Source organism: Nocardioides sp. DN36 (assembly GCF_055380375.1).
The window spans coordinates 821,703-844,182 of sequence record NZ_AP043823.1; the positions used below are offsets into that span (position 1 = coordinate 821,703).

Genomic DNA, 22,480 nt, shown 5'->3' on the forward strand with positions numbered 1-22,480 from the left:
GCCTCCCTCTACTCGTACGCCCCGGACGCGACCGTGCCGATGTCGCGCAGCATGTGCTCGGCGTGCGGGCCGGGCCGCCGGCCGTGCCGCGACCGCTCGAGCTCGCGCGCCACCAGGTCCAGGTCGAGGTCCAGGAAGTGCAGGCGTTGCGGGTCGACCCGGCCCGCGAGCACGTCGTCGAGGAGCCGGCGCAACGAGGCCCGCGTGATCGGCCGGCCGCCGAGTCCCGCCACGACGTCGTACACCTCGACGGGGAGGCCGCGCGTCGCGTCGCGGGTGTTCTGGCCGACGATGCCGCCGGCTCCGACGGCGAAGGCCTTCTCGACCACGACGACCCGCGTCGCGCGGCTCAGCGCCTCGCGCACCTCCGCGACAGGCCAGGGGCGGAAGCAGGTGATGCCGAGCGCGCCGATCGGCACCCCGTCCTCGCGCAGCGTGTCGACGACCTCCTCGACGGTGCCGAGCACCGATCCGAGCGCGACGACCACCGTCTCGGCGTCCTCGAGACGGTACGGTTTGAGGAGGCCGCCGGAGCTGCGACCGAAGGCGGCCCGGAACTCGTCGGCGATCACGGGGATCTCGTCGAGCGCTGCCATCTGCTTGGCGTGCATCAGGTACTTCACCTCCGCGAACGCCTCCGGACCCACCATCGCGCCGATGGTCACCGGGTCCTCGGGGTCGAGCACCTGCTGCGCCGCGAAGGGCGGCAGGAAGGCGTCGACCTGCTCCTGGGTCGGGAGGTCGACCTGCTCGAAGGCGTGGGTGAGCACGAACCCGTCCATGCACACCATCACGGGCACCGACAACGACTCGGCCAGCCGGTAGGCCTGGACGTGCAGGTCCACGGCCTCCTGGTTGGACTCGGCGTAGAGCTGGATCCAGCCGGAGTCCCGCATCGACATGGCGTCGGAGTGGTCGTTCCAGATGTTGATGGGGGCACCGATCGCGCGGTTGGCCACCGTCATCACGACGGGCAGGCCGAGGCCGGAGGCGTTGAAGAGCGCCTCGGCCATGAACAGCAGCCCCTGGCTGGAGGTGGCCGTGTAGGTGCGCGCGCCCGCCGCCGAGGCACCGATGCACGCCGACATCGCGCCGAACTCGGACTCCACCATCAGGTACTCGCACGACGCGAGCTCGCCGGTGCGGACCCGGTCCGACAGTGACTCGACGATGTGCGTCTGGGGGGAGATCGGGTACGCCGCGATCACCTCCGGCCGGCAGAGGATCACCGCCCTCGCCACCGCCTGCGACCCCTCGATCTGGCTAAGCACTGGCCCGCCTCCCCAGCGCCGCGCGGACGTGCTCGTGGGCGACCTCGGCGGCGTGGGCGTTGCCCTCACCCACCTGGCCGGGGAAGCGGTCCCGGATCGCGTCGCACACCGAGTCGAGCGACACCTGCCCGGTGAGCGCCGCGAAGCCACCGAGGAGCGCCGCGTTCGGCAGCGGTCGGCCGAGGTGCTCCCTCGCGATCTCGGTCGCAGGCACGGTGACCACGTGGTCGGGCGTCAACCCTCGGGCCAGCTCCTCGAGACCGAGCTCGTCGAGACTGCGCGAGGTGTTGACCAGCAGGAACCCGGCCGGCCTCAGACCCGCGAAGAGGTTGACCTGGTGCAGCAGCGTGGGGTCCTGGACGATCAGCGCATCGGGGTCCGTGATCGGCTCGCGCAACCGGATCGGCCGGTCGTCGATGCGGCAGAACGAGACCACCGGGGCGCCGGTGCGCTCGGAGCCGAAGGTCGGGAAGGCCTGCGCGTGACGGCCCTCGTCGAAAGCGGCCACCGAGAGCAGCTCGGCCGCTGTCACGGCCCCCTGCCCACCGCGGCCGTGGATGCGTACGGCGAACATCGCGGCCTCCTTCTCTCGCGAGGCTAGGTGGCCGACCCGGCGTCCCTCAGGGTCGTTGGACCCCCGTGGTGGGCCGATCGCCGCTCGTGAGGGCCTGCGCCCGGAGCATCAACCGGAGCCGGGGGCTATTGCACCCAGACCAGCGCCCCGGCCGCCACGAAGGCCAGCGCCCACACCCGGTCGAGGTTGAACCAGGCCCGGGTGAGCACGCGCAGCCCCACCACCTCGTAGACCGTGAGCGCCACCACGGCGCTGGTGGTGACCATCGCGGCCGCGTGCAGCGCCGCCGCAGCCAGCGCGACCGCCAGCTCGCCGCCGAGGGCCTGACCCACCAGCTCGTCGGCGCCGGCGGCGTGCTCGCCGATCAGCACCGGTGCCAGCATCAGGCCGGCGCCGGTCACCGTCGACATCAGGAACGACCACCAGGCCAGCTGGAACGGCGTGAGCCGCATGCCCACCCAGCGGAAGTGGCGCCGCTTGAGGAACAGGTAGGCGCCGAAGCCCATCAGGGCCAGGCCGAAGCCGGCCACCGCGACCGCCTGGGACACCGCGGAGGAGAACAGCACGATCGCGACGGCCATCACCACCACCGAAGCCTCGTGGCCGATCCCGATCGGGACCAGCGCCTTCACCACGGCGGACCGACGGCGCTCCTGGAGGCCGAACGACACCGCGAACAGCCACCCCATCCCCGGGTTGACGCCGTGGAAGACCCCGAGCAGCACGACGGCGACCGCGGTCCCGGCGTCGAGGTGCAGGACCGCGTGGCCGCCGTGCTCGAGGACGATGCCGGTCACGGGAAGCAGTAGGAGTCGCTGGACGCGTCGCCGCCCTCGAGGTGCGTCTGGTGCACCCTGTTGCCGCGGAAGTCGTCGCCGTGCGGGAAGAACCGCTCGTCGAGGGTGATCCCGCCGTTGACCGTGTCGACGTCGGCCCGGATCATCCAGGCGCCGACGCCGTCGGGGTAGAACTGGTCGTCCCACGCTCCGTAGAGCGAGTTGGTCCAGTAGGCACGCTTGCCGTCGCGGCTGACCTCCACCATCTGCGGGGCCCCCGCGAGCGGGGTGTCCGGGGCGCTCGGGTGCGGTGCACGGCCGGCGATCCCGCCGATCCGGATCGAGCCGACCTCGCGCGGGTTGAACGGGTCGGAGACGTCGTACTGCTTGGCCTCGCCGGTGCCGAAGCAGGAGACGTAGAGGAAGCGGTCGTCGACCGACAGGTCGATGTCGGTCACGAGCGGGGGCACGGCCCCGAACCCCTTCAGCAGGTCCGGCAGCAGGTCGGTGTCCTCGCACGGCTCGGCGGGGATCGTGATGACCTTCCGGACCGCGAACTCCTCGCCGTCGCGGTACCAGAGCCAGACTGAGGCGGAGAGGTCCTCGGTGCTGATGACGACGCCGACGAAGCCGTACTCCTGGCTCGGGTCGTGGGCCGGCCGGAGCTCGAGCGCCATCTGGTGCTGGGCGCCGAGGTCGATGGTCTGGAACTTCTTGCGGGTGCGCAGGTCGAAGAAGTGGATCCGGTGGCCGTACTCGTTCGCCAGCAGCTTCTCGGGGATGATCCCCTTCTCGATCATCGCCGGGGTGCCCCACTCGCTGGCGACGAGCACGTCCTTGTTGATGTGCCACCAGAAGTCGTAGGCGAGGTACTGGTCGCCCCGGTCCACCTCCCACTGGCCCTTGACCTCGAAGGTGTCGTGGTCGAGCAGCGCGATGCCGCCGGGACCGTCGTCGCTGAACGCCGTGCCGAGGTTGGTGACGTAGATGCCCTCGGGACCGCAGTGCGCGGTGTGCGGCCGGCTGTAGCCGGACGCGGACTGGTACTCGTCGGGCTCGATGACCTTGGCGACCTTCGGGTTGCGGGGGTCGTCCTTGACGTCGACGAAGTGGATCCGGCTCGAGCGCAAACCCATGAGCAGCAGGTAGCGCCGCTCGATGTGCGGGTGCGGATTGCTCGGGCACAGCGCCGAGCTGCACGCGTTCCAGCCGTGGTGGTGCAGCTCGTCGCCGACGTTGGGCATCTCGGTCCAGCCCACGACGCGCCCGTAGTCGGCCGATGACTCGTCCACGTCGACCACGGCCAGCGCGTCCTTCTGCGGCTCGCCCTCGCCCCGCCAGAAGGTCGCGACGTAGGCGAGCCGCTCCTGCGGACCGGCGGCCGCCAGCGACGGCGACGGGTAGAAGGTGGGGTCGACCTTCCAGGTCTTGCGCGTCATCGGATCCCTTTCGAGGCCGGCCCGCGGCCCGGTGCCGCGGGCGGTGGCTCACCGTAACGCATACTGAAGTAAATCAGTGGACTTAATGACCCAAGATCCCCAGGTCAGGCGAAGGTCGTCCTCCCGACGGAGTGGTACGCCGTCCACGACTCGACGGGCCCGCGCCCGTGCAGAGCCCGCTCGCCGACCATCCGGTACTTGTAGACGGCCGGGTTGTGCGAGGCGACGACGCGTGCGTTGCGCCAGTGCCGGTCCAGGGCCAGGGCGCGGTACGTCGCGGACGCGCCGCCCACCTCGAACATCCTCGTGGCGGCGCCGAGGGTGAGGTCGATGATCAGGACCTGGGCCTGGTAGACGGTGTTCTCGGCCGACTCGAGCATCTCGCGGGAGACTCCGGTGCCGGGCACGTTCGTCGCGGCGGCGCCCTCGAGCGCGGTGGCTGCGGCCGCCAGCAGGGTGCGGGCCGCGAACGCGTCCGCCGAGACCCGGCCGATCACCTCGAGCACCTGCGGGTCCTCGCCCGGCACCTCGGTGTTCGCGTGGATGTAGGTGCGCTTGCGGGGGCGCACGAACGCCACGGTGTCCCGCTCGACCGCCTGGGCGATCCCGGCGACCACCGCCATCAGGTACAGCTGGAAGAACGGCTGGATGTGTGACAGCGGCGCCTCGCGGTAGGACGCGATCTCGCGCGGGTCCACCTCGACGTCGACCAGGTGCGTGGTCCCGGAGGCGGTGTGGGCCTGGCCGAAGCCGTCCCAGTCGTCCACGCAGGTGATGCCCGGCGAGTCGGTGCGGACCGCGAACGTGACCCGCTCGACGCCGTCGGCGGTCGCCCGGCCGGCGGCCCCGTAGATCCAGTCGGAGTAGAGCGTCCCGGTCGAGTAGAACTTCGTGCCGTTGAGCAGCCACCGGCCGTCGACCTCGGTGACGGTGGAGGCGATGTCGGCCAGGGTGTTGCCGGTCGTCTCGCTCGTCGCGTTCCCGACCATCTCGCCGCGGGCGATCCGCTCGAGCCACACCTGCCGGCGCGGGGAGTCCGGCCACAGCAGCACCAGCTCGGTGAAGCCGAAGTGGCCGCGCCACAGGTGGGCGATGTTGGAGTCGGCGGTCGCCAGCTCGCGCACCAGCGTGACCAGCTCGGCCAGCGACGCGCCGTACCCGCCCTCCTCGACGGGCAGCCGCAGCCGGCCGAAGCCCGCGTCGGCGAGGGCCCGGACCTCGGCGTGCGGCAGCTCCCGCTCGCGCTCCCGGCGCACGGCGCCGGCCGCGATCTCGGCGAAGAGCGGGGCGAAGCGGGCGTGCAGGTTCTCCTCGGTCTGGGTGCTCATGCGTGGACCTTCCTGAAGCTGGCGGCGACGTGCCGGTCGGGGAGTCGGTGGGTGCCGCTGAGGCGGCTGCGCAGGGTGCCGGGTTCGTACTCGGTGCGGGCGAGGCCTCGTGACTGGAGCTCGGGGACGACGTGGTCGACGAACTCCTCGTAGCTCTGCGGGATGGTCCAGTTCATGACGTTGATGCCGTCGATGCCCCGGTCCTGCCACTGGGCCAGGACGTCCGCGATCTGCTCGGGGGTGCCGACGACGCGGCCGCGCAGTCGCGCCGAGAGTCGGGCCAGGTCGGCGATGGTGGGCTCGCGGTCACCGGCCATCTCGCGCAGCCACTGAAGGTGGCTCTGACCGGCTTCGGTGCGGACCGCGGAGAGTGGTGTCGCGGGGTCGAGCGGCTCGCCGCTCTCGGGGTCGAAGCCGAGGTTGGAGTGCAGCAGGAAGCCGTCGGCCGAGAGGTACTCGTCGATCTCCGCCTCCTTGCGCCGCGCCTCCTCCTCGGTGGACCCGACCACGAAGCTCAGGCCCAGGAAGAAGGCGATGTCGTCGGCGCGTCGTCCCGCCTCGACGGCGAGGCGGCGGGTGTCCGCCACCAGTGCCTCCGTCTGTTCGGGGGTGGAGGACAGCACGAACTGCGCCTCCGCGTGCCGAGCCGCGAACCGTCGGCCGGCGGGGGAGGAGCCGGCCTGGAAGATGACCGGGGTGCGCTGCGGCGTGGGCGCCGCGAGGTGGGGACCGGCCACCCGGTAGCGCTCGCCGACGTGGTCGATGCGCCGGATCCGGGAGGCGTCGGCGAAGACGCCCGACTCCTTGTCGCGCAGCAGGGCGTCCTCGTCCCAGGAGCCCTCCCAGAGCTTGTAGACAACCTCGAGGTACTCCTCGGCCCAGCGGTAGCGCTCGTCGTGCGGCTCGAGTCCGTCGTGCCCGAAGTTGCGCGCGGCGCCCTCCTGGGAGCTGGTCACGACGTTCCAGCCGATCCGGCCGCGGGTCACCGCGTCGAGCGTCGACATCCGGCGGGCGAACTCGAAGGGGTGCGCCTGCAGCACCGAGCTCGTGACCGCGAAGCCGAGGTGCTCGGTGCTCACTGCCAGTGCCGGGACCAGCACCGACGGGTCGTGGTTGGGGAACTGCAGCCCCTCGCGCGCGTTCACCGTGAAGTCTCCGTCGGCCGGCCCGTAGAGCCCCACCACGTCGGCGAAGAACATCGCGTCGAACCGGCCCCGCTCCAGCGTCCTCGCGAGGTCGATCCACAGGTCGAGGTCGTCGAACTCGGTCTGTCGTGCGACCGGGTGGCGCCACAGGCCGTGCTGGATGTGGGAGCTCGTGTTCATCACGAAGGCGGCCAGGCGTAGGGGCTGGCGGGACATGGCACCTCTTTCCGGGAGCGGACGGTCGAACCAACTTAATCCAACCAACTTTGTATAGTTTGCGCGAATCCTCGTCCTCCCTCGGAAAGGACCCCATGTCCTCCCTGACCCTGAACGCACCCCGCGCCGGCACGCCCGTCCCCGCCGGCCCCCGGCACCGGCGGGTCCTCACGGCGTCGTTCATCGGCACCACGGTCGAGTACTACGACTTCTACCTCTACGCCACCGCGGCCGCGCTGGTCTTCGGCCCGGAGTTCTTCCCCGGCGCCAGCCCCGCGGTCGGGCTGATCGCATCGTTCGCGACGTACGGCGTGGGCTTCGTCGCGCGCCCGATCGGCGGTGTGGTCGCGGGTCACCTCGGCGACCAGATCGGGCGCAAGAGGCTGCTCGTCGCCTCGCTGCTGCTCATGGGCGTCGCCTCCACCGCGATCGGCCTGCTGCCCGGCTACGACAGCATCGGCCTGACGGCGGTGGTCGGCCTGGTGCTGCTGCGGCTGCTCCAGGGCGTCGCCGCGGGTGCCGAGTGGGGAGGGTCCGCGCTGCTCTCGGTGGAGCACGCGGCGCCGCGCAACCGCGGGCTCTACGGCGCCTTCACCCAGATGGGCTCGGCCGGCGGGCTGCTGCTCGCGACCGCTGTGTTCTACGCCGTGCGCCAGGTCGCCGGCGAAGAGGCGTTCCTCGACGGCGCCTGGCGGGTCCCGTTCCTGCTCAGCGCGGTGCTGGTCGCTGTCGGCCTCGTGATCCGGCTGCGCCTGGAGGACGCGCCGGAGTTCCTCGAGGTCCGCGAGCAGGGCCGCACCCAGAAGCTCCCGGTGGCCACGGTGCTGCGCCACCACGGCCGCGGCGTGCTCGTCACGGCCGGGCCGCGCCTGGTGCAGCCGGCGCTCTTCTCGATCCTGACGACCTACATCCTGACCTACCTGCTGGACCACCGCGGCGACTCGGGTCCGGGCCTGACGGCGATCCTGGTCGTCTCGGCGCTGAGCCTGCTCAGCACCCCGTTCTGGGGCTGGGTCTCCGACCGGGTCGGCCGCCGTCGGCTCGCGATCGCGAGCGCGACCGGCACGGCGGTCTTCATCTGGCCGTTCTTCGCGTTCCTCGACAACGGCCCGTTGATCCTGCTGCCGCTCGTGGTGGGGGTCGGCATGAACCTGCTGCACGACGCGATCTACGGCCCTCAGGCGGCGTGGTTCGCCGAGCAGTTCCCGACCGAGGTGCGCTACACCGGCGTCTCGCTGGGCTACCAGCTCGGCAGCATCCTGTCGGTGGGCCTCACCCCGCTCCTCGCGGTCTGGTTCGTGCAGATCGGCGGCGGGTCGCCGTGGCTGCTGTGCCTCTACCTCGACGTGTTCGCAGTGCTCTCGGTCGTGGCCGCGCTCGCCGCGCGCGACGGCGCCGCCGAGCGGCTCCGGCCCGGCGCCTGACCCGACGTCTCCAGGCCGTCGCGGGCGGCGTACCAGCTGCGTACGCCGTCCGCGTCGGCCCCGCTGCGCAGCAGCTCGGCCATCACCCGCATGGGCTCGTCGACGTGCCGGAAGAAGTGCTGGTACCCGGCGCACAGGTAGTGCAGACCCGGCTCTCCGTCCGAGGTGGTCAGGAACCGGTCCTTCGGGCAGCCCCCGTTGCAGGCGAACCGGACGTCGCACCGCAGGCACTGCCCGGGCAGCGTGTCGAGCTTCGCGTTCCCGAACGCCGCCTGCTGGGGTGACGCGACCAGCTCCAGGAGCGTCCTGCCGTCGGCGATGTTGCCGAGGCGGTGCTCGTCCTCGACGTAGTGGTCGCAGGAGTAGACGTCCCCGTTGTGCTCGAGCGCCAGCGCCGACCCGCAGGTCCGGGCATGCACGCACATCCCCGCCTGGTCCATGCCCAGCCAGTGCGCCAGCGCGGTGTCGAACTCCTGCACGAACACGTCCCCGACGTCGTGGCGCACCCACTCCTCGAAGACGTCGACGAGGAACCGGCCGTACTGCTCGGCGCCGACCGTGCGGTGGGTGACCCGGTCGCCGAGCTGGCGGTAGAACGGGCGCTCCCCGCGGCGCCCGCCCCAGCCGGACTCGGCCAGTGGCAGCAGCTCCGGAGTCGCCCGCTCGACGATCGGGATGAGCTGGATGAACCTCGCGCCGAGGTCGTCGCGGAGGAACGTGTAGACCTCGCGCCCGTGGTCGCCGTTGGCCGCGTTGACCGTGGTCAGCGCGTTCCACTCCACCCCGTGCCGACGGAGCACGTCCAGCCCGCGCAGCACCCGGTCGAAGGTGGGCTTGCCGCCCTTGTCGACGCGGTAGGCGTCGTGCATGTCGCGGGGTCCGTCCACCGAGATGCCGACCAGGAAGTCGTGCGCGTGCAGGAAGTCGCCCCACTCGTCGTCGAGGAGCGTGCCGTTGGTCTGGATGGTGTTGAGGATCCGTTGTCCCGGCCTGCGGAACCGGCGCTCGAACTCGAGCGTGCGGATGAAGAACTCGAGCCCCATCAGTGTCGGCTCGCCACCCTGGAAGGCCACCACGACCTCGTCGGAACCCGCGTGGGCCGCCAGCAGCTGCCGGACGTAGGCCTCGTGGACGTCGGGGTCCATCCGGAACCCGCTGCCGGGGTAGAGCTGGTCCTTGGACAGGAAGAAGCAGTACTCGCAGTCCAGGTTGCAGATGGCGCCGGTCGGCTTGGCCATCACGTGGAAGGCGTCGACCGGGGTCCGCTGGCTCAACGGCATGTCAGTCTCCCGGTCTCGCAGTCGGACCCCCACCCTCCGCGAGCCCGGAGCCCGGGCGCCTCACGCACAGCGGATGATCCGGACCGTCACGGACGCAGGCGTTTGCGTGCTCGGGCCAGCGGGTAGACCGACACCGCGGGGCTGACAGCGAGGAGTTCGAGGTGCCCGGCAGCATGCCCCGAGACGAGTCGACGGCTGCGATCCACGCCGCGCTGAACCCCTACAGCTGGCGGAGCTTCACCCCCGAGCTGGTGGCTCGCCGGGTCGTGGCCGCCTACGACCGCCAGGCCCTCGCGGCGCTGCTCGGCTCGGTGCCCGGCGCCCTGGTCGGACCGTGGGAGAACCGTCCCGGGATGGCCGAACGGTCCGACCCCCGGGTCGCCAGGATCCTGCAGCTCCTGGAGAGCCACCCCTGGACCCAGCTCCGGTTGCACACCCTGTGCAGGTTGCTGGTGCGCACCTTGGACGGCGAGGTGTGAGGCCCTACTGCCGGGCCATCGCCGCGCGCACCTCGCTCTCGCTGTCGGTGACCAGGTCCCCGGAGACATCGACCGTCACCGAGTGGAGCGTGCCGGTGAACCGGAAGCCCGACGGGTAGTCCGGCGTCACCGGTGAGCCGGGGTTCGCGCCGCAGGTGAGCGCGCCCGGGTTGAGGATGAACGGCGTCGTCACGGGGGCGTCGGCGTCCGCGACCAGCGTCCCGTCCACGTAGAGCTGCAGCCGCCCGGGGGCGCCGCGTCCGTGGGGGAGGTCCGGCTCACCCGTCGGCTCGAACTCGAAGCGCAGCTGGTGCGGCCCCGCGGGCAGCGGGTCCGGCGACGAGACCTTGTGCAGGCTCCTGCCGACGTAGTTGTGCACGTAGTGCAGGCGGTTGTCCTGCACGTACAGGGAGTAGCCGCCGGCAGCGGTGCCCTGGCAGAGCAGGACACCTTCGGCCCCGCCCTCGGGCAGGTCGACATCGGCGGTGATGCTGTGCGGCCGGTTGAGCACCCGCGGGCCGGCGTTGAACGGGATCGACTGCGTGTTCGGGCGGTAGACGTAGCGGTCGCGCGGACGCGCCACCAGGGGCTTCTCGACGAGCACCCGGGCCACCCCGCTGCCGTCGACCGGCAGTACGCCGTACTTGCCGGCCTCGGCGTACCACAGGCCGATGAGCGCGATCAGCCGGTCGCGGTGCTCGGCGGCGAGGTCGCGGGTCTCCGCGAAGTCCTCGGCCACGTGGTAGAGCTCCCAGCCGGTGGCGTCGAGCTCGGTGAGCCGGTCGGCGGAGATGGGCTGCCCGAAGCCGACACCCGCCTCGGTGAACGACGGACCAGGCCACGGGCACACGGCGCGCCAGCCGTCGTGGTAGATCGACCGGTGTCCGAGCATCTCGAAGTACTGCGTGCGGTGGTTGCTCTCTGCGTCCGCGTCGTCGAAGGTCCTGGCGAGGCTGACGCCCTGGATGGGGGACTGGGTGACCCCGCGGATGGTCGCGGGCGGCTCGATCCCGAGCAGGTCCAGGACGGTGGGGACCATGTCGATGATGTGGGCGTACTGGGTGCGCACCTCGCCGCGGGACCGGATGCCCTCGGGCCACGACACGATGAAGGGGTCGGAGGCGCCACCGCGGTAGGTCTCCCGCTTCCACCGGCGGAACGGCGTGTTCCCGGCCCAGGTCCAGCCCCAGGGGTAGTGGTTGAAGTGCTTGGGCCCGCCGATCTCGTCGATGACGGCGAGGCTGTCCTCCAGCGGCTCCTGGGCGTTGTTGAAGAACTGCGCCTCGTTGGTGGTGCCGGTGGGGCCGCCCTCGGCGCTGGCGCCGTTGTCGGAGATCACCATGACGATCGTGTTGTCGAGCTGCCCCTGCTCGCGCAGGTGGGCGAGCAGCCGGCCGAGGTGGTGGTCGGTGTGGCTGAGGAACCCGGCGAAGACCTCCATCATCCGGCTGTAGAGCCGTCGGGCCTCCGCGGGCTGGGCGTCCCAGTCCGGCACGTCCGGGTCGTGGCGGGAGAGCTCCGCGTCGGCGGGCACGATCCCGAGCTCCTTCTGCCGCGCGAACACGCGCTCGCGGTAGGCGTCCCAGCCGTCGTCGAAGGCGCCGGCGTACCTGTCCGCCCACTCCTTCGGCACGTGGTGGGGGGCGTGCGTGGCCCCGAAGCACAGGTGCAGGTAGAACGGCTTGTCCGGGTCGACCTGCTGGGCGTCGGCGATGAACTGGATCGACCGGTCGACGAGGTCCTCGGTGAGGTGGTAGCCCTCCTCGGGCGTGGCCGGCGGCTCGACCTGGTGGTTGTCGTAGACCAGGTCCGGGTACCACTGGCTGGTGTCGCCGCCGAGGAAGCCGTAGAAGCGCTCGAAGCCGCGGGCGAGCGGCCAGCGGTCGTACGGCCCGGCCGCGGTCTCCTGGTTGCTGGGCGTCAGGTGCCACTTGCCCACCATGAACGTGTTGTAGCCGTGTCCGAGCAGCATCTCCGACAGCATGCCGTTCTCGAACGGGATGACGCCGTTGTAGCCGGGGTAGCCGGTGGCGAACTCGGTGATGCAGGCCATCCCGTTGCTGTGGTGGTTGCGCCCGGTGAGGATGCAGGAGCGGCTCGGCGAGCACAATGCGGTCGTGTGCATGTTGTTGTAGCGCAGGCCGGATCCGGCGAGGGCGTCGAAGCTCGGGGTCTCGATCGGACTTCCGTAGCAGCCGAGCTGACCGAAGCCGGTGTCGTCGAGGACGACCACCAGCACGTTCGGCGTGCCGGGGACCGCTCGGATCGGTCTCGGCCAGGCCGGGGTCGACTCGTCGGTCGTGCGGCCGACGCTCCCGGGGAACGTGGTGCCGGCGTCGTACTCGTCCAGTGCCATCGGTGCGCCTCTCGTCAGGTCCTGGCCTCACTCCAACCCGGCAGCGGGGTGGGTGGCATCCCCCGCCGAGGGTGAGCCACTTCGGCTGCGAGTTCCAGATACTCGACTCAGTCGATCGGCCCCGGGAGCGTGCGTCATGGACACGACCGCCGTCCTCGTCGTCACGGCGGCTGTCTTCCTGTGGGGGGTCGTGGCCGCCCGCCTCGAGCGGGCGGACCTCACCGCGCCGATCGTCTTCGTCGCCGTGGGGGTGTTGCTCACGTCCTTCGACCTCATCCATGCGCCGTCCGCCCCGGAGCGGCTCAAACCACTGGTCGAGCTGACCCTGGTGACGGTGCTCTTCTCGGACGCCGCCCGGGTCTCGGTGCAGGACCTGCGCCACGACCTCGGCCGTTGTGTGCGGCTGCTGGCGATCGGACTGCCGCTGACCGTGCTGGCCGGCTGGGGGCTGGCGGCCTGGCTGTTCCCGGGGATGGGCGCCTGGCTGGCGCTGCTCATGGCCACGGCGCTGGCTCCCACCGACGCGGCCCTCGGGGTCCCCGTGGTCACCAACCCGGTGGTGCCGGAGCGCATCAGGCGGCTGATCACGGTGGAGAGCGGCCTCAACGACGGCATCGTGACCCCGCTCGTCATGCTCGCGCTCGCCGGCGCCGCCTCGGCCGAGGACCTGGCGGGAGCGTCGGGCACGGGCCAGGCGGCGGTCGAGCTGGCCCTCGGTGCGGCGGTGGGCGCGGGTGTGGGTGGGGCCGGTGGCTGGCTGCTGCGGCAGGCCCGCCGGCGGGCCTGGGTCGCCGAGGACTTCGCGGGCATCTCCGTGCTGGCCCTGGCGGTCGCCGCCTACGCGGCCGCCGTCGTGCTGGGCGGCAACGGGTTCGTCGCGGCCTTCTGCGGGGGACTGGCGTTCGGTGCCCTGGCCGGCCGACGCGGCCCCGCGGAGCTGGTCTTCCTCGAGCAGGCGGGCGGACTGCTCTCGCTGCTCGTGTGGCTCGCCTTCGGCGCCGTGGCCGCCCCCATCGTCCGCGACAGTCTCGAGGTGACCACCGTCGTGTACGCCGTGCTCAGCCTCACGGTCGTGCGGATGGTCCCGGTGGCGCTGGCCTTGATCGGCGCGGGGATGGGGAGGGGCACCGTGCTGTTCGTCGGCTGGTTCGGGCCGCGCGGCCTGGCCTCCCTCGTGTTCGCGCTGCTCGCCCTCGAGGAGCTGGGGGCCGAGGCCGACGAGGTGGTCTCCGTCATCGGCGTGACGGTGCTCCTCAGCGTGGTCGCGCACGGCCTCAGCGCGGCCCCTCTGGCGGCCAGGTACGGCCGGGCCGCCGCGTCCGCCGGCCTGCGCTCGGGACGCTGAAGGCCTCGACGTCCGCGCGTCTACCCCAAACGGTCCGTCGGGAGGTGGCCCGTGCGGGGTGCCCTGGGGGACCTTGGTCCCTGTTTCCGCAGGTCGGGCCGGGTCACCATCTCTGACGAAGGGGAGGCCAGATGAGCATCCAGAGGACGTCCGTGCCAGCCGCACCAGCACGCCGGCGCCCCGCTGCCGGCGCCGGTGTGACCGCCGAGCAGGCCACGGCTCTGGGCGTGCTGGACCTGCACCGGCAGCTGCTCGAGACCGCCTTCGACCTCTCGCAGGAGTTCGACCGCCTCCCCGCCGGTTCGGTGATGCGCTGCTTCGCACGCGCGGTGCACCTGGCCAGGCTGGACGGGGCCAGCGGCTCCCGCCTCGTCGAGGAGGCCCGCCGGATCGCCGTCTCCGCCCTGCGCGAGCGGGACGTCCGGGGTGCTGCTCCTCGCAGGCGTCCGGGGCTCGCGGCCACGGCGTGACCCCCGGTCGGTCAGCGGTGGCCGGCGACCGCGTGCGGCTGGTAGCCCGCGGTCAGCTCGTCGAGCTCGTCGTCGGTCAGGGCGAGGTCCACGGCGGCGACCGCGTCGCTGAGGTGGTGGGGCTTGGTGACACCGACGATGGGTGACGTGACAACCGGCTGGGCGAGCAGCCAGGCCAGTGCGACCTGGGCCCGCGGCACTCCCCGTCGCGCCGCGACCTCGCCCACCTTGTCGACGATGACCCGGTCCTCGTCGCGGTAGAGCGTGGCGCCGAACTCGTCGGTCTCGGCGCGCGCGGTGCTCGCGTCCCAGTCGCGGGTCAGCCGCCCGCGGGCCAGGGGGCTCCACGGGATCACGCCGACGCCCTGGTCGGCGCAGAGCGGGAGCATCTCCCGCTCCTCCTCGCGATAGATCAGGTTGTAGTGGTTCTGCATGGAGACGAACTTCGTCCAGCCGTTCAGCTCGGCCACGTGCTGGGCCTTGGCGAACTGCCAGGCGTACATCGAGGAGGCCCCGAGGTAGCGCGCCTTGCCCGCGCGGACCACGTCGTGCAGGGCCTCCATCGTCTCCTCGATCGGGGTGCCGGAGTCCCAGCGGTGGATCTGGTAGAGGTCGACGTGGTCGGTGCCGAGCCGGCGCAGGCTGGCGTCGATCTCGTGCATGATCGCCTTGCGCGAGAGCCCGGCGCCGTTGGGCCCCGGGCGCATCCGGCCGTGCACCTTGGTGGCCAGGACGACGTCCTCGCGGGCGGCGAGGTCCCGGAGCGCCCGGCCGGTGATCTCCTCGCTGCTGCCGCCGGAGTAGACGTTGGCGGTGTCGAAGAAGTTGATGCCGGCCTCGAGCGCATCCTCGATGATGCCCCGCCCTGCGTCCTCGTCGAGGACCCAGCGGTGTCCTCCGCGCGAGGGATCGCCCCAGCTCATGCACCCCAGCGTGACCGCCGAGACGTCGAGACCGGTGTTGCCGAGCTTGCGGTAGCGCATGGAGCCTCCTGGGTCGGGGGACGGGCGTCCCGATCGTTGCACCCGTGCGGTGAGCGGCGACGCCGAGCCGGCGGCGTACGGTCGGGAGCGTGCAACGAGCCAGCCGCCGTCGGGCCTACTTGGCGCTGATGGGCACCTGCATCGTCCTCATCCTGCTGGCGTGGAACGTCGTCCGGCTCTGGTCGACCACGGCGGCCGTGGTGATGAGCGTGATCGCCGCGGTCCTGCCGCCGATCGCGGTCTTCGTCGGCAACCTCGGCGCCCTGGACGACCAGAGCCCGCCCGGTCCCGACGATCGTCGGGACTGAGCGGGCCCACCGGGGGATTGGCACCCCGGGCCGTCACTTGGAGGGCTGGGGCACCTCCACGTCGCAGTTCACCTTCGGGTTCGTGCCCATGTAGTTCAGCGGCCCGGCGACGATCGTCAGGGTGGTGTCACCCGCGGTCTTGCAGCTGACGTCCCTGTTGTCGCCGAAGTACCCGCGCTGGAAGGCCGCGAGCGCGCCGATCACCAGCCAGACCACGACGATGATGCCGATCAAGCTCTTCATGGACTCTCCTTGTCCGCAGTGGCCCCCCGTGTCGGAGCCTTCCTACCCCGGATCGGCGTCGGCCAATCCCGGGCCGGCCTCAGGCCCGCGGTGCGGAAGCCGCGGCCCCCGAGTACGACGCCTGGTAGGCGAGCACGGCCGACCGTCCGCGCGTCAGCGCCTCGTCCAGCTGGTCGACCAGCTGGGCGGCCTCAGCGGTGGACCCCGACTCGACCGCGAGCTCGATCTGCTGGGCGATCCGGCCGGCCGGCGTGACACCGAGGTTCAGCGCACCACCGGCCAGCTTGTGCGCCACCTGCCTGAGGGTCTCGGCGTCGCCGGCCTCGCAGGCGCCCCGGATCGTGGCCATCGTGGCGGGGCTGTTGGTGACGAAGTTGCCGATCGCCCGGTCGAGGTAGGTGGTGTCACCGGGGTCGAGGTCGCGCAGCTCGTCGAGGCGGGCCACGTCGAGGCCGTCCGTGGACGCTGCGGGATGGGGCGTGTCGGACATCGGGTGGTGCTCCTCGCTGCTGTGGTCATCGGCCAGCCACCGACCCAGCACGGTGCGCAGCGCGCCCGGGTCGACCGGCTTGGTCAGGAAGTCGTCCATGCCTGCCGCCAGGCACCGGTCCCGCTCGCCCTCGACCGCGGCAGCCGTCATCGCGATGACGGGGATGTGTCCCGTGGTCTCGTGTGCCCGGATCTCGCGGGTGGCCGCGTAGCCGTCCATGCGCGGCATCTGCACGTCCATCAGCACCGCGTCGTAGGTGTCGGCGGCGAGGGCCTCGATCGCTGAGCGGCCGTCGTCGGCGGTCACGGCCGCGTAGCCGATCGCCTCGAGCATGCCGACGGCCACCATCTGGTTGACGGGGTTGTCCTCCACGACCAGCACCCGTCGACGCGCCCGGCTCGACTGGGTGGCCGTGGTGACGCCGACCGGACGCGGAGGGACTCCGGCGAGGTGCTGCAGCAGGGTCTCGCGCAGTGCGCCGGCCAGCACCGGCTTCGAGAGCAGGTCGGCGATGCGGGCGTCGCGGACACGCGCGGCGTCCGGGACCTCGCGCGAGGTGAGCATGAGGATCACCAGGTCGTCGTACGCCGGGTCGCGGCGCACCCGCTCGGCGAGGTCCAGCCCGTCCTCACGCGGCATCACCAGGTCGAGCAGCACGCCGTCGTACGGGTCGCCCTCGGCTGCCGCGACGGCCAGCGCGGCCAGCGCGGCGTCGGCGTCCGCCACCGCCGTGCAGCGGACCTGCCACCAGCTCAGCTGCTCGCCGAGGATCAACCTGTTGTGGTCGTTGTCGTCGACGACGAGGACCCGACGTCCGCCCAGCCGCACGCGGGCGTACTCGTCCTCGAGGTCGAGGCGTGACCCGGACGGCGCGGCGAAGCGGGCGGTGAACCAGAAGATGCTGCCGCCCCGGGGATTGGGCAGCAGCCCGATCTCGCCCCCGAGCGCCTCGACGATCTCCCGCGAGATGGCGAGGCCGAGCCCGGTGCCGCCGTACACCCGCGTGGTCGAGGCGTCGGCCTGGGTGAAGGGGTCGAAGAGCCCGTCGACGTCGCTCTCGCGGATCCCCACGCCGGTGTCGGAGACCTCGACGCGCAGCAGGGTGCCGCCGTCCGGTGACGTCTCGGCGGTGGCGCGGACGTGCACCTCTCCGCGCTCGGTGAACTTCACGGCGTTCGAGCCGAGGTTGGTCAGGACCTGCGCGAGCCGGGTGGGATCGCCGCAGACCACCTCGGGCACGTCGGGGTTGCAGGAGACCAGCAGGTCCAGGCCCTTCCGGCGCGCCGACTCCGACAGCAGGCTGGCCACCTGGTCGAAGACGGGGCGCACCTCGAAGTCCAGACGCTCCAGCTGGAGCTTGCCGGCCTCGATCTTCGAGAAGTCCAGGACGTCGTTGATCACGCCGAGGAGCGCGCGGCTGGCGACCTGCACCCCCGAGGCCAGCCGGGTCTGCTCGGGGTCGAGGCGGGTGCGCAGGAGCAGGTCGTTGAGACCGATCACGCCGTTGAGCGGCGTCCGGATCTCGTGGCTCATGGTCGCGAGGAACTCCGACTTCTGGCGCGACGCCTCCATGGCCGCGTCCCGCGCGCTGGCCAGCGCACGCTCGGCCCGCTCGCGCTCGGCCACCCGGCCGAGCTGCACGGCGACCTGCTCGACCATCGCGGTGATCATGTCGTGTCGGTAGAGCGGGGGAGCGGAGGTGATCGTGATGACCGCGCAGACCTCGTCGGCGAAGGAGATGCAGAAGGCGATGGTCAACCTCTCGTCGTCCCACACCGACCTGCGCTCGCGGAACGCGAGGTTGGCGAGGTCGAGCTCCCGGCGCGGCCGCTCGGGCTGCGCGCCGTCGGCCTCCCGGTCCTCGTCGTAGATGTAGAGGGGGACGACACCGTGCCCGTCCGCGGCGGGCACGAACGCGCGAGCCCGCTCCCAGTCGTCGTGCAGCAGCACCAGCGACTGCGCCTGGCTGAGGACCTCCTCGAGGGTGCGCGCCTCGTTCGCCGCGGTCGCGACCGCCTGCATCAGTGCGTTCTGGGTGACGGAGTCCTCGAGGGCCATCGTGGCCAGCTTGGTCTCGGTGACGTCCTGGTGGGTGCCGGTCATCCGGACCACGCGCCCGGCGGCGTCGCGGTGGGACTCACCGCGGCCACGGGTCCACACCCACTCGTCGTCCGCCCCGAGGACGCGGGCCACGAACACGAAGTCGTCCCCGCCGCGCAGCGCGGAGCCGACCGCCTCGTCGACGAGGTGCCGGTCGTCGGGGTGCACGATCTCGAGGAAGTCGGCGTAGGTGGCGGGGAAGTCGTCCGGGTCGAGGCCGTAGAGCTCGTAGAGGCCCTCGGAGCCGGAGATCTCGTCGCGCACGACGTCCCACTCCCAGCTGCCGATCCGCGCGATCCGCTGGGCCTCGGCCAAGCGCCGCCGGCTGTTGGTCAGGCTCTCGACGGTCGAGCGGCGGTCGGAGAAGTCGGCGAGGCGGTGCATGATCCCGACGATCTCGCCGTCCGGCCCCCGCAGCGCGCTCTCCCGCACCAGCACCCACAGCGCCGACCCGTCCCGGCGCACGAACTTGCACTCGACGTCGCCGGGGTTGAGCTCGCCGCGGCGCAGGTGCTCGAGGTGCACGGCGAACTGGCCGCGGCCCTGCTCGTCGAGGGAGTCGAAGACGGTCAGGTCCATCAGCTCGGTGACGTCGGCGCCGAACATCGTCGCGAGCGCCCGGTTCGCGTAGAGCGTGCGGCCCTCGAGGTCGAAGACCCAGATGCCGTCGGGTGACGTCTCGACGACGTCCCGATACATCGTGGCCAGATCCATGGAGTCCTCCCGGGCCCAACGATAGGGGGAGTCAACCCTGCCGGGGGTGCCAATCGCCGCCCCCGGACGCTCCTTCGCGGTCGGACCCGGACGGGAGGTCAGGCTTCACCCGCGATCAGGTACGTGCCACCCTCGTAGACCAGCTGCAGGCTGACCTCGTCACGCGCCGTGCTGCCGTCCTTGCGCGTGTAGTCCACCGTGTAGCCGATCGTGAGGTCGTCGGGGTTGGACGTCGAGAACGACACCACGTCCGCGGAGCGGATCGTGTCCCAGAAGCCGCGGTAGCCGGAGAGCCCGCCGCTGGCGTCCTGGAAGCCCGGGGTGAGCATCGCGTAGGCGCTCTCCGGGTCACTGGTCACGGTCGCGAGGTAGTCCTCGATGAAGCTCTGCATGCCGGCTGACGTGGGTCCCGCGGTCTTCGAGGGCTTCGGCGACGACGGGCTCGACGCCGACCGCGACGACGAGTCGGAGGGGGAGGACCCGTTGCCGGACCGGGCCTCGGGATCGTCGCTCCCGCCGGAGAGCGCCGCCCACATGGCGATGCCCGCCGCCACCAGCACGGCCAGGACCACCAGCGCAGGCCCCAGCCGGCGCCGGGTCCCCGGGTCGGTCGGCCCGGGAGCGGGGGTCGGGAGCGGCTCGGGCGCCGCCGGCGTCTGCGTCGTCGACCGGTGGTCGTCAGGAGGCACGGGCGGGACGCCGCCGGACAGCACCTGGGTCCGGGTGGGGTCGTGGGACGAGGGGACCGGGGCGGCGACGGGCGTCGGAATGGTGCGGTCGGCGGTGTCCCGGGGGCCGGCGTGGAGGAAGTCGCGCACCGCCGCCATCGACCAGCGGTCGGCAGGCTCGCGCGTCATGGTCGCCTCGAGCAGGGGCGCGAGCCACCCGGCGTCGGGAAGACGGGGCGGCTCCTCGTGGACGATCCGGTAGAGGGCGCCCATCAGGTTCCCGCTGACGTCGTACGGCGGATGGCCGGCCAGCGCGTGGAAGAGGGTCGCGCCCAGCGCCCAGACGTCGCTGGCGTCGGTCGCGCTCTGCCCGGCGGCAACCTCGGGAGCGAGGTAGGCGGGGGACCCGGTGACGAGTCCGGTCTGGGTCAGGCTGGCGTCGGCCTCGGCGCGGGCGATGCCGAAGTCGGACAGCTTCACCTGGCCGTTGCGGGTCACAAGGATGTTCGACGGCTTCACGTCGCGGTGCACGATCCCCGCGGCGTGGGCGGCAGCGAGCGCGTCCGCGGCTTGGCCGAGGAGGGGCGCTGCCTCGTCGGGGGTGAGTGCACCGTTCTTCTTGACCAGCTGCGCCAGGGTGACGTTCTCGACGTACTCCATGACCAGCCAGTTGCGCTCGTCCTCGTGCACGAGGTCGAAGACGGCCACCACGTGGGGATGGTTGAGCCGAGCCGCCAGGCGTGCCTCACGCTCGGCCCTGGCCAGGTCGGCGGTGTCGGGTCCCGCGACCATGCCGATCCGCTTCAGTGCCACGGCGCGGCCGAGCACCTCGTCGCGGCCGAGCCACACCGCGCCCATGCCGCCACGGCCGACCTCTCGGTCGAGCGTGTACCTGCCTGCGATGACCTTCGGATCTGCTCCCATACCGCCGACCACACTAGCGACGGCACCGTCGGGACGGGTCCCCGACCAAACCGGGTGGGCGTCGACGCGGCCGATGGGGCAGGCTTGACCCGACAACCCCGCATCGTGGAAGGCCCCAGCGTGTCCCTCGACCCCTCACTCCTCGACGACCTGCAGTGGCGCGGCCTGATCGCCCACTCCACGGATCTCGACGCCCTCCGGGAGGCGTTCGCCGGCGGGAGCGTGCGGTTCTACGTGGGCTTCGACCCGACCGCGCCGAGCCTGCACATGGGCAACCTTCTCCAGATCCTGACCGCCCGCCGCCTCCAGTTGGGCGGCCACACGCCCTACGCCCTGGTCGGCGGGGCCACGGGCATGATCGGAGACCCGCGCGACTCGGGGGAGCGGACCCTCAACTCCCTCGACACGGTCAAGGACTGGGTCGAGCGCGTACGCCGCCAGATCGAGCCGTTCCTGTCCTTCGAGGGCGAGAACGCCGCCACGATGGTCAACAACTACGACTGGACCGCGTCGCTCTCGACCATCGACTTCCTGCGTGACGTCGGCAAGCACTTCCCGGTCAACCGGATGCTGGCCCGCGAGACCGTGAAGCGCCGCCTCGAGTCCGGGATCAGCTTCACGGAGTTCAGCTACGTGCTTCTGCAGTCGATGGACTTCCTCAACCTGTACCGCGACCACGGGGTGACGCTCCAGTTCGGTGGCAGCGACCAGTGGGGCAACATCACCGGGGGAGTCGAGCTGATCCGGCGCTCGGACGGCGGTACGGCGCACGCCTTCGCGACGCCGCTGATCACCAAGGCCGACGGCACCAAGTACGGCAAGACGGAGGGCGGTGCCCTCTGGCTCGACCCGCAGATGATGTCGCCGTACGCCTTCTACCAGTTCTGGCTCAACGTCGAGGACGAGAAGGTGGGCGAGCTCCTGCGCGCGTTCACGTTCCTGTCCCGCTCCGAGATCGAGGAGCTGGAGGCACAGCACGCCGAGAAGCCGTTCCTGCGTGCCGGGCAGAAGGCGCTCGCGGAGCACGTGACCACCCTGGTCCACGGGGCGGACGAGACCGAGCGGATCAAGGAGGCTTCGGCGGCACTGTTCGGGGGAGGTGACCTGACCGGGCTCAGCCCCGACACCCTCGGTGCCGCGCTGCGCGAGGCGGGCGCGACCACGGTGGACTCCGCCGACGGGCTGCCGAGCGTCGTCGATCTCCTCGTGGAGGCCGGACTGGCCAAGAGCAAGGGGGAGGCGCGTCGCACCATCGGCGAGGGCGGCGCCTACCTCAACAACCAGCGGGTGGAGGACCCCGACGCGGTGCCGACCAGGGACGACCTGATCGGTGGCTCGTGGCTGGTGTTGCGCCGCGGCAAGAAGAACTTCGCCGGCGTCGAGGTCCGCTGACCGCACCCCTCACCGTCGTCACCCAGCGCATCGCCGCGGGTCGGAGGCCCGGAAACCGCCTCTGACCTGCGGCGATGTGCGTTGTGGCCCGGCTCACGTCGGATCGATTTGAAGATCGCCGCCGGGTTCCTTAATGTTCTCCGGGTCGCCAGGGAGCGGCGGGCCGCAAGACCTGAGGGTTGGGCGGCCGGCCCCGAGGTGATGACCTCCAACCAACATCTTTCGGGTGGATGGGTGTGCGCCGGAGAGGCGTCCCCGGAAAGCCGGTGAATGGTGCTGCGCGGGGGGCGGAGGGTGGAAAGCCTCGAATTGCGGGGTGGAAAACGTTCCGCTAAAGTTTACGAAGTCGCCGCAGCGAGGGGCCCGAAAAGCCCGGAGCGCGGTGTGCGTCTGATTCTTGAGAACTCAACAGTGTGTCATAGTCGACGAATTAGTTTGTAATGCCCCGTTGACTGATTCCAGGTTTTGCCTGGTGTTGGTTGATGGTTTCTTTGACAATGATTCTGACAATTTGTCAGTGTCTCCTGTCAGGCATCTCTTTTTCCCGCGGCTCGC

Annotated in this window: 18 protein-coding genes; 6 read left to right on the forward strand and 12 right to left on the reverse strand. The window is 71.4% G+C overall.

Annotated features, from left to right (window positions below; genetic code table 11):
- Positions 1 to 8 precede the first annotated feature (8 nt).
- The 6 genes from ACZ43H_RS04885 to ACZ43H_RS04910 form a co-directional block, all read right to left on the reverse strand.
- A complete protein-coding gene (locus tag ACZ43H_RS04885; RefSeq protein ID WP_464588217.1) occupies positions 9 to 1,271 on the reverse strand; it encodes a transketolase C-terminal domain-containing protein in 1,263 nt (420 codons plus the stop codon).
- A complete protein-coding gene (locus ACZ43H_RS04890; RefSeq protein ID WP_464588219.1) occupies positions 1,264 to 1,845 on the reverse strand; it encodes a 2-oxoacid:acceptor oxidoreductase family protein in 582 nt (193 codons plus the stop codon). The genes ACZ43H_RS04885 and ACZ43H_RS04890 overlap by 8 nt, the downstream gene beginning before the upstream one ends.
- Before the next feature lie 125 nt (positions 1,846 to 1,970).
- Complete coding sequence (locus ACZ43H_RS04895) at positions 1,971 to 2,642, reverse strand: hypothetical protein (protein ID WP_464588220.1); 672 nt, start codon at positions 2,640 to 2,642, stop codon at positions 1,971 to 1,973.
- Positions 2,639 to 4,060: a selenium-binding protein SBP56-related protein gene (locus ACZ43H_RS04900; protein ID WP_464588221.1), complete on the reverse strand. Its 1,422-nt coding sequence runs from the start codon at positions 4,058 to 4,060 to the stop codon at positions 2,639 to 2,641. The genes ACZ43H_RS04895 and ACZ43H_RS04900 overlap by 4 nt, the downstream gene beginning before the upstream one ends.
- Positions 4,061 to 4,164: 104 nt before the next feature.
- Positions 4,165 to 5,388 carry an acyl-CoA dehydrogenase family protein gene (locus ACZ43H_RS04905; protein WP_464588223.1) on the reverse strand — a complete coding sequence of 408 codons (1,224 nt, stop codon included), beginning with the start codon at positions 5,386 to 5,388 and terminating at the stop codon, positions 4,165 to 4,167.
- Entirely contained in the window at positions 5,385 to 6,749 is a 1,365-nt protein-coding gene (locus tag ACZ43H_RS04910; protein ID WP_464588224.1) for an LLM class flavin-dependent oxidoreductase, read from the reverse strand. The genes ACZ43H_RS04905 and ACZ43H_RS04910 overlap by 4 nt, the downstream gene beginning before the upstream one ends.
- Before the next feature lie 95 nt (positions 6,750 to 6,844).
- Here ACZ43H_RS04910 and ACZ43H_RS04915 point away from each other — a divergent pair, with 95 nt between their 5' ends.
- The gene (locus ACZ43H_RS04915) at positions 6,845 to 8,173 is read left to right on the forward strand and encodes an MFS transporter (protein ID WP_464588225.1); all 1,329 of its coding nucleotides are present in this window, start codon (positions 6,845 to 6,847) and stop codon (positions 8,171 to 8,173) included.
- Here ACZ43H_RS04915 and ACZ43H_RS04920 read toward each other — a convergent pair.
- Complete coding sequence (locus ACZ43H_RS04920; RefSeq protein WP_464588227.1) at positions 8,086 to 9,453, reverse strand: anaerobic sulfatase maturase; 1,368 nt, start codon at positions 9,451 to 9,453, stop codon at positions 8,086 to 8,088. The genes ACZ43H_RS04915 and ACZ43H_RS04920 overlap by 88 nt on opposite strands.
- A gap of 161 nt (positions 9,454 to 9,614) precedes the next feature.
- On the opposite strand from ACZ43H_RS04920, the gene ACZ43H_RS04925 reads away from it, so the two are divergent.
- Positions 9,615 to 9,932, forward strand: coding sequence for a hypothetical protein (locus ACZ43H_RS04925; protein WP_464588229.1), 318 nt, complete (start codon positions 9,615 to 9,617; stop codon positions 9,930 to 9,932).
- A gap of 4 nt (positions 9,933 to 9,936) precedes the next feature.
- Here ACZ43H_RS04925 and ACZ43H_RS04930 read toward each other — a convergent pair whose 3' ends face one another.
- Positions 9,937 to 12,288, reverse strand: coding sequence for an arylsulfatase (locus ACZ43H_RS04930; RefSeq protein WP_464588231.1), 2,352 nt, complete (start codon positions 12,286 to 12,288; stop codon positions 9,937 to 9,939).
- Positions 12,289 to 12,424: 136 nt separating this feature from the next.
- Here ACZ43H_RS04930 and ACZ43H_RS04935 point away from each other — a divergent pair, with 136 nt between their 5' ends.
- Both ACZ43H_RS04935 and ACZ43H_RS04940 read left to right on the forward strand, forming a co-directional pair.
- The gene (locus ACZ43H_RS04935; protein ID WP_464588233.1) at positions 12,425 to 13,633 is read left to right on the forward strand and encodes a cation:proton antiporter domain-containing protein; all 1,209 of its coding nucleotides are present in this window, start codon (positions 12,425 to 12,427) and stop codon (positions 13,631 to 13,633) included.
- Between the two features lie 131 nt (positions 13,634 to 13,764).
- Positions 13,765 to 14,103, forward strand: a complete 339-nt coding sequence (locus tag ACZ43H_RS04940; protein WP_464588234.1) for a hypothetical protein — start codon at positions 13,765 to 13,767, stop codon at positions 14,101 to 14,103.
- An 11-nt stretch (positions 14,104 to 14,114) separates the two neighbouring features.
- Here the strand turns inward: ACZ43H_RS04940 and ACZ43H_RS04945 are convergent, their stop codons facing one another.
- Positions 14,115 to 15,086, reverse strand: a complete 972-nt coding sequence (locus tag ACZ43H_RS04945) for an aldo/keto reductase (RefSeq protein ID WP_464588236.1) — start codon at positions 15,084 to 15,086, stop codon at positions 14,115 to 14,117.
- Between the two features lie 89 nt (positions 15,087 to 15,175).
- On the opposite strand from ACZ43H_RS04945, the gene ACZ43H_RS04950 reads away from it, so the two are divergent.
- The gene (locus ACZ43H_RS04950; protein WP_464588238.1) at positions 15,176 to 15,394 is read left to right on the forward strand and encodes a DUF3099 domain-containing protein; all 219 of its coding nucleotides are present in this window, start codon (positions 15,176 to 15,178) and stop codon (positions 15,392 to 15,394) included.
- Positions 15,395 to 15,427: 33 nt separating this feature from the next.
- Here the strand turns inward: ACZ43H_RS04950 and ACZ43H_RS04955 are convergent, their stop codons facing one another.
- The 3 genes from ACZ43H_RS04955 to ACZ43H_RS04965 form a co-directional block, all read right to left on the reverse strand.
- The gene (locus ACZ43H_RS04955) at positions 15,428 to 15,637 is read right to left on the reverse strand and encodes a hypothetical protein (protein ID WP_464588239.1); all 210 of its coding nucleotides are present in this window, start codon (positions 15,635 to 15,637) and stop codon (positions 15,428 to 15,430) included.
- 79 nt (positions 15,638 to 15,716) lie between these two features.
- Positions 15,717 to 18,941, reverse strand: a complete 3,225-nt coding sequence (locus tag ACZ43H_RS04960) for a response regulator (RefSeq protein ID WP_464588240.1) — start codon at positions 18,939 to 18,941, stop codon at positions 15,717 to 15,719.
- A 98-nt stretch (positions 18,942 to 19,039) separates the two neighbouring features.
- On the reverse strand, positions 19,040 to 20,533 hold the full coding sequence (locus tag ACZ43H_RS04965) for a serine/threonine-protein kinase (protein WP_464588242.1): 1,494 nt from the start codon (positions 20,531 to 20,533) through the stop codon (positions 19,040 to 19,042).
- Positions 20,534 to 20,653: 120 nt separating this feature from the next.
- Between ACZ43H_RS04965 and tyrS the strand changes: the two genes are divergently transcribed.
- A complete protein-coding gene (gene tyrS / locus ACZ43H_RS04970) occupies positions 20,654 to 21,925 on the forward strand; it encodes a tyrosine--tRNA ligase (protein ID WP_464588243.1) in 1,272 nt (423 codons plus the stop codon).
- Positions 21,926 to 22,480 lie beyond the last annotated feature (555 nt).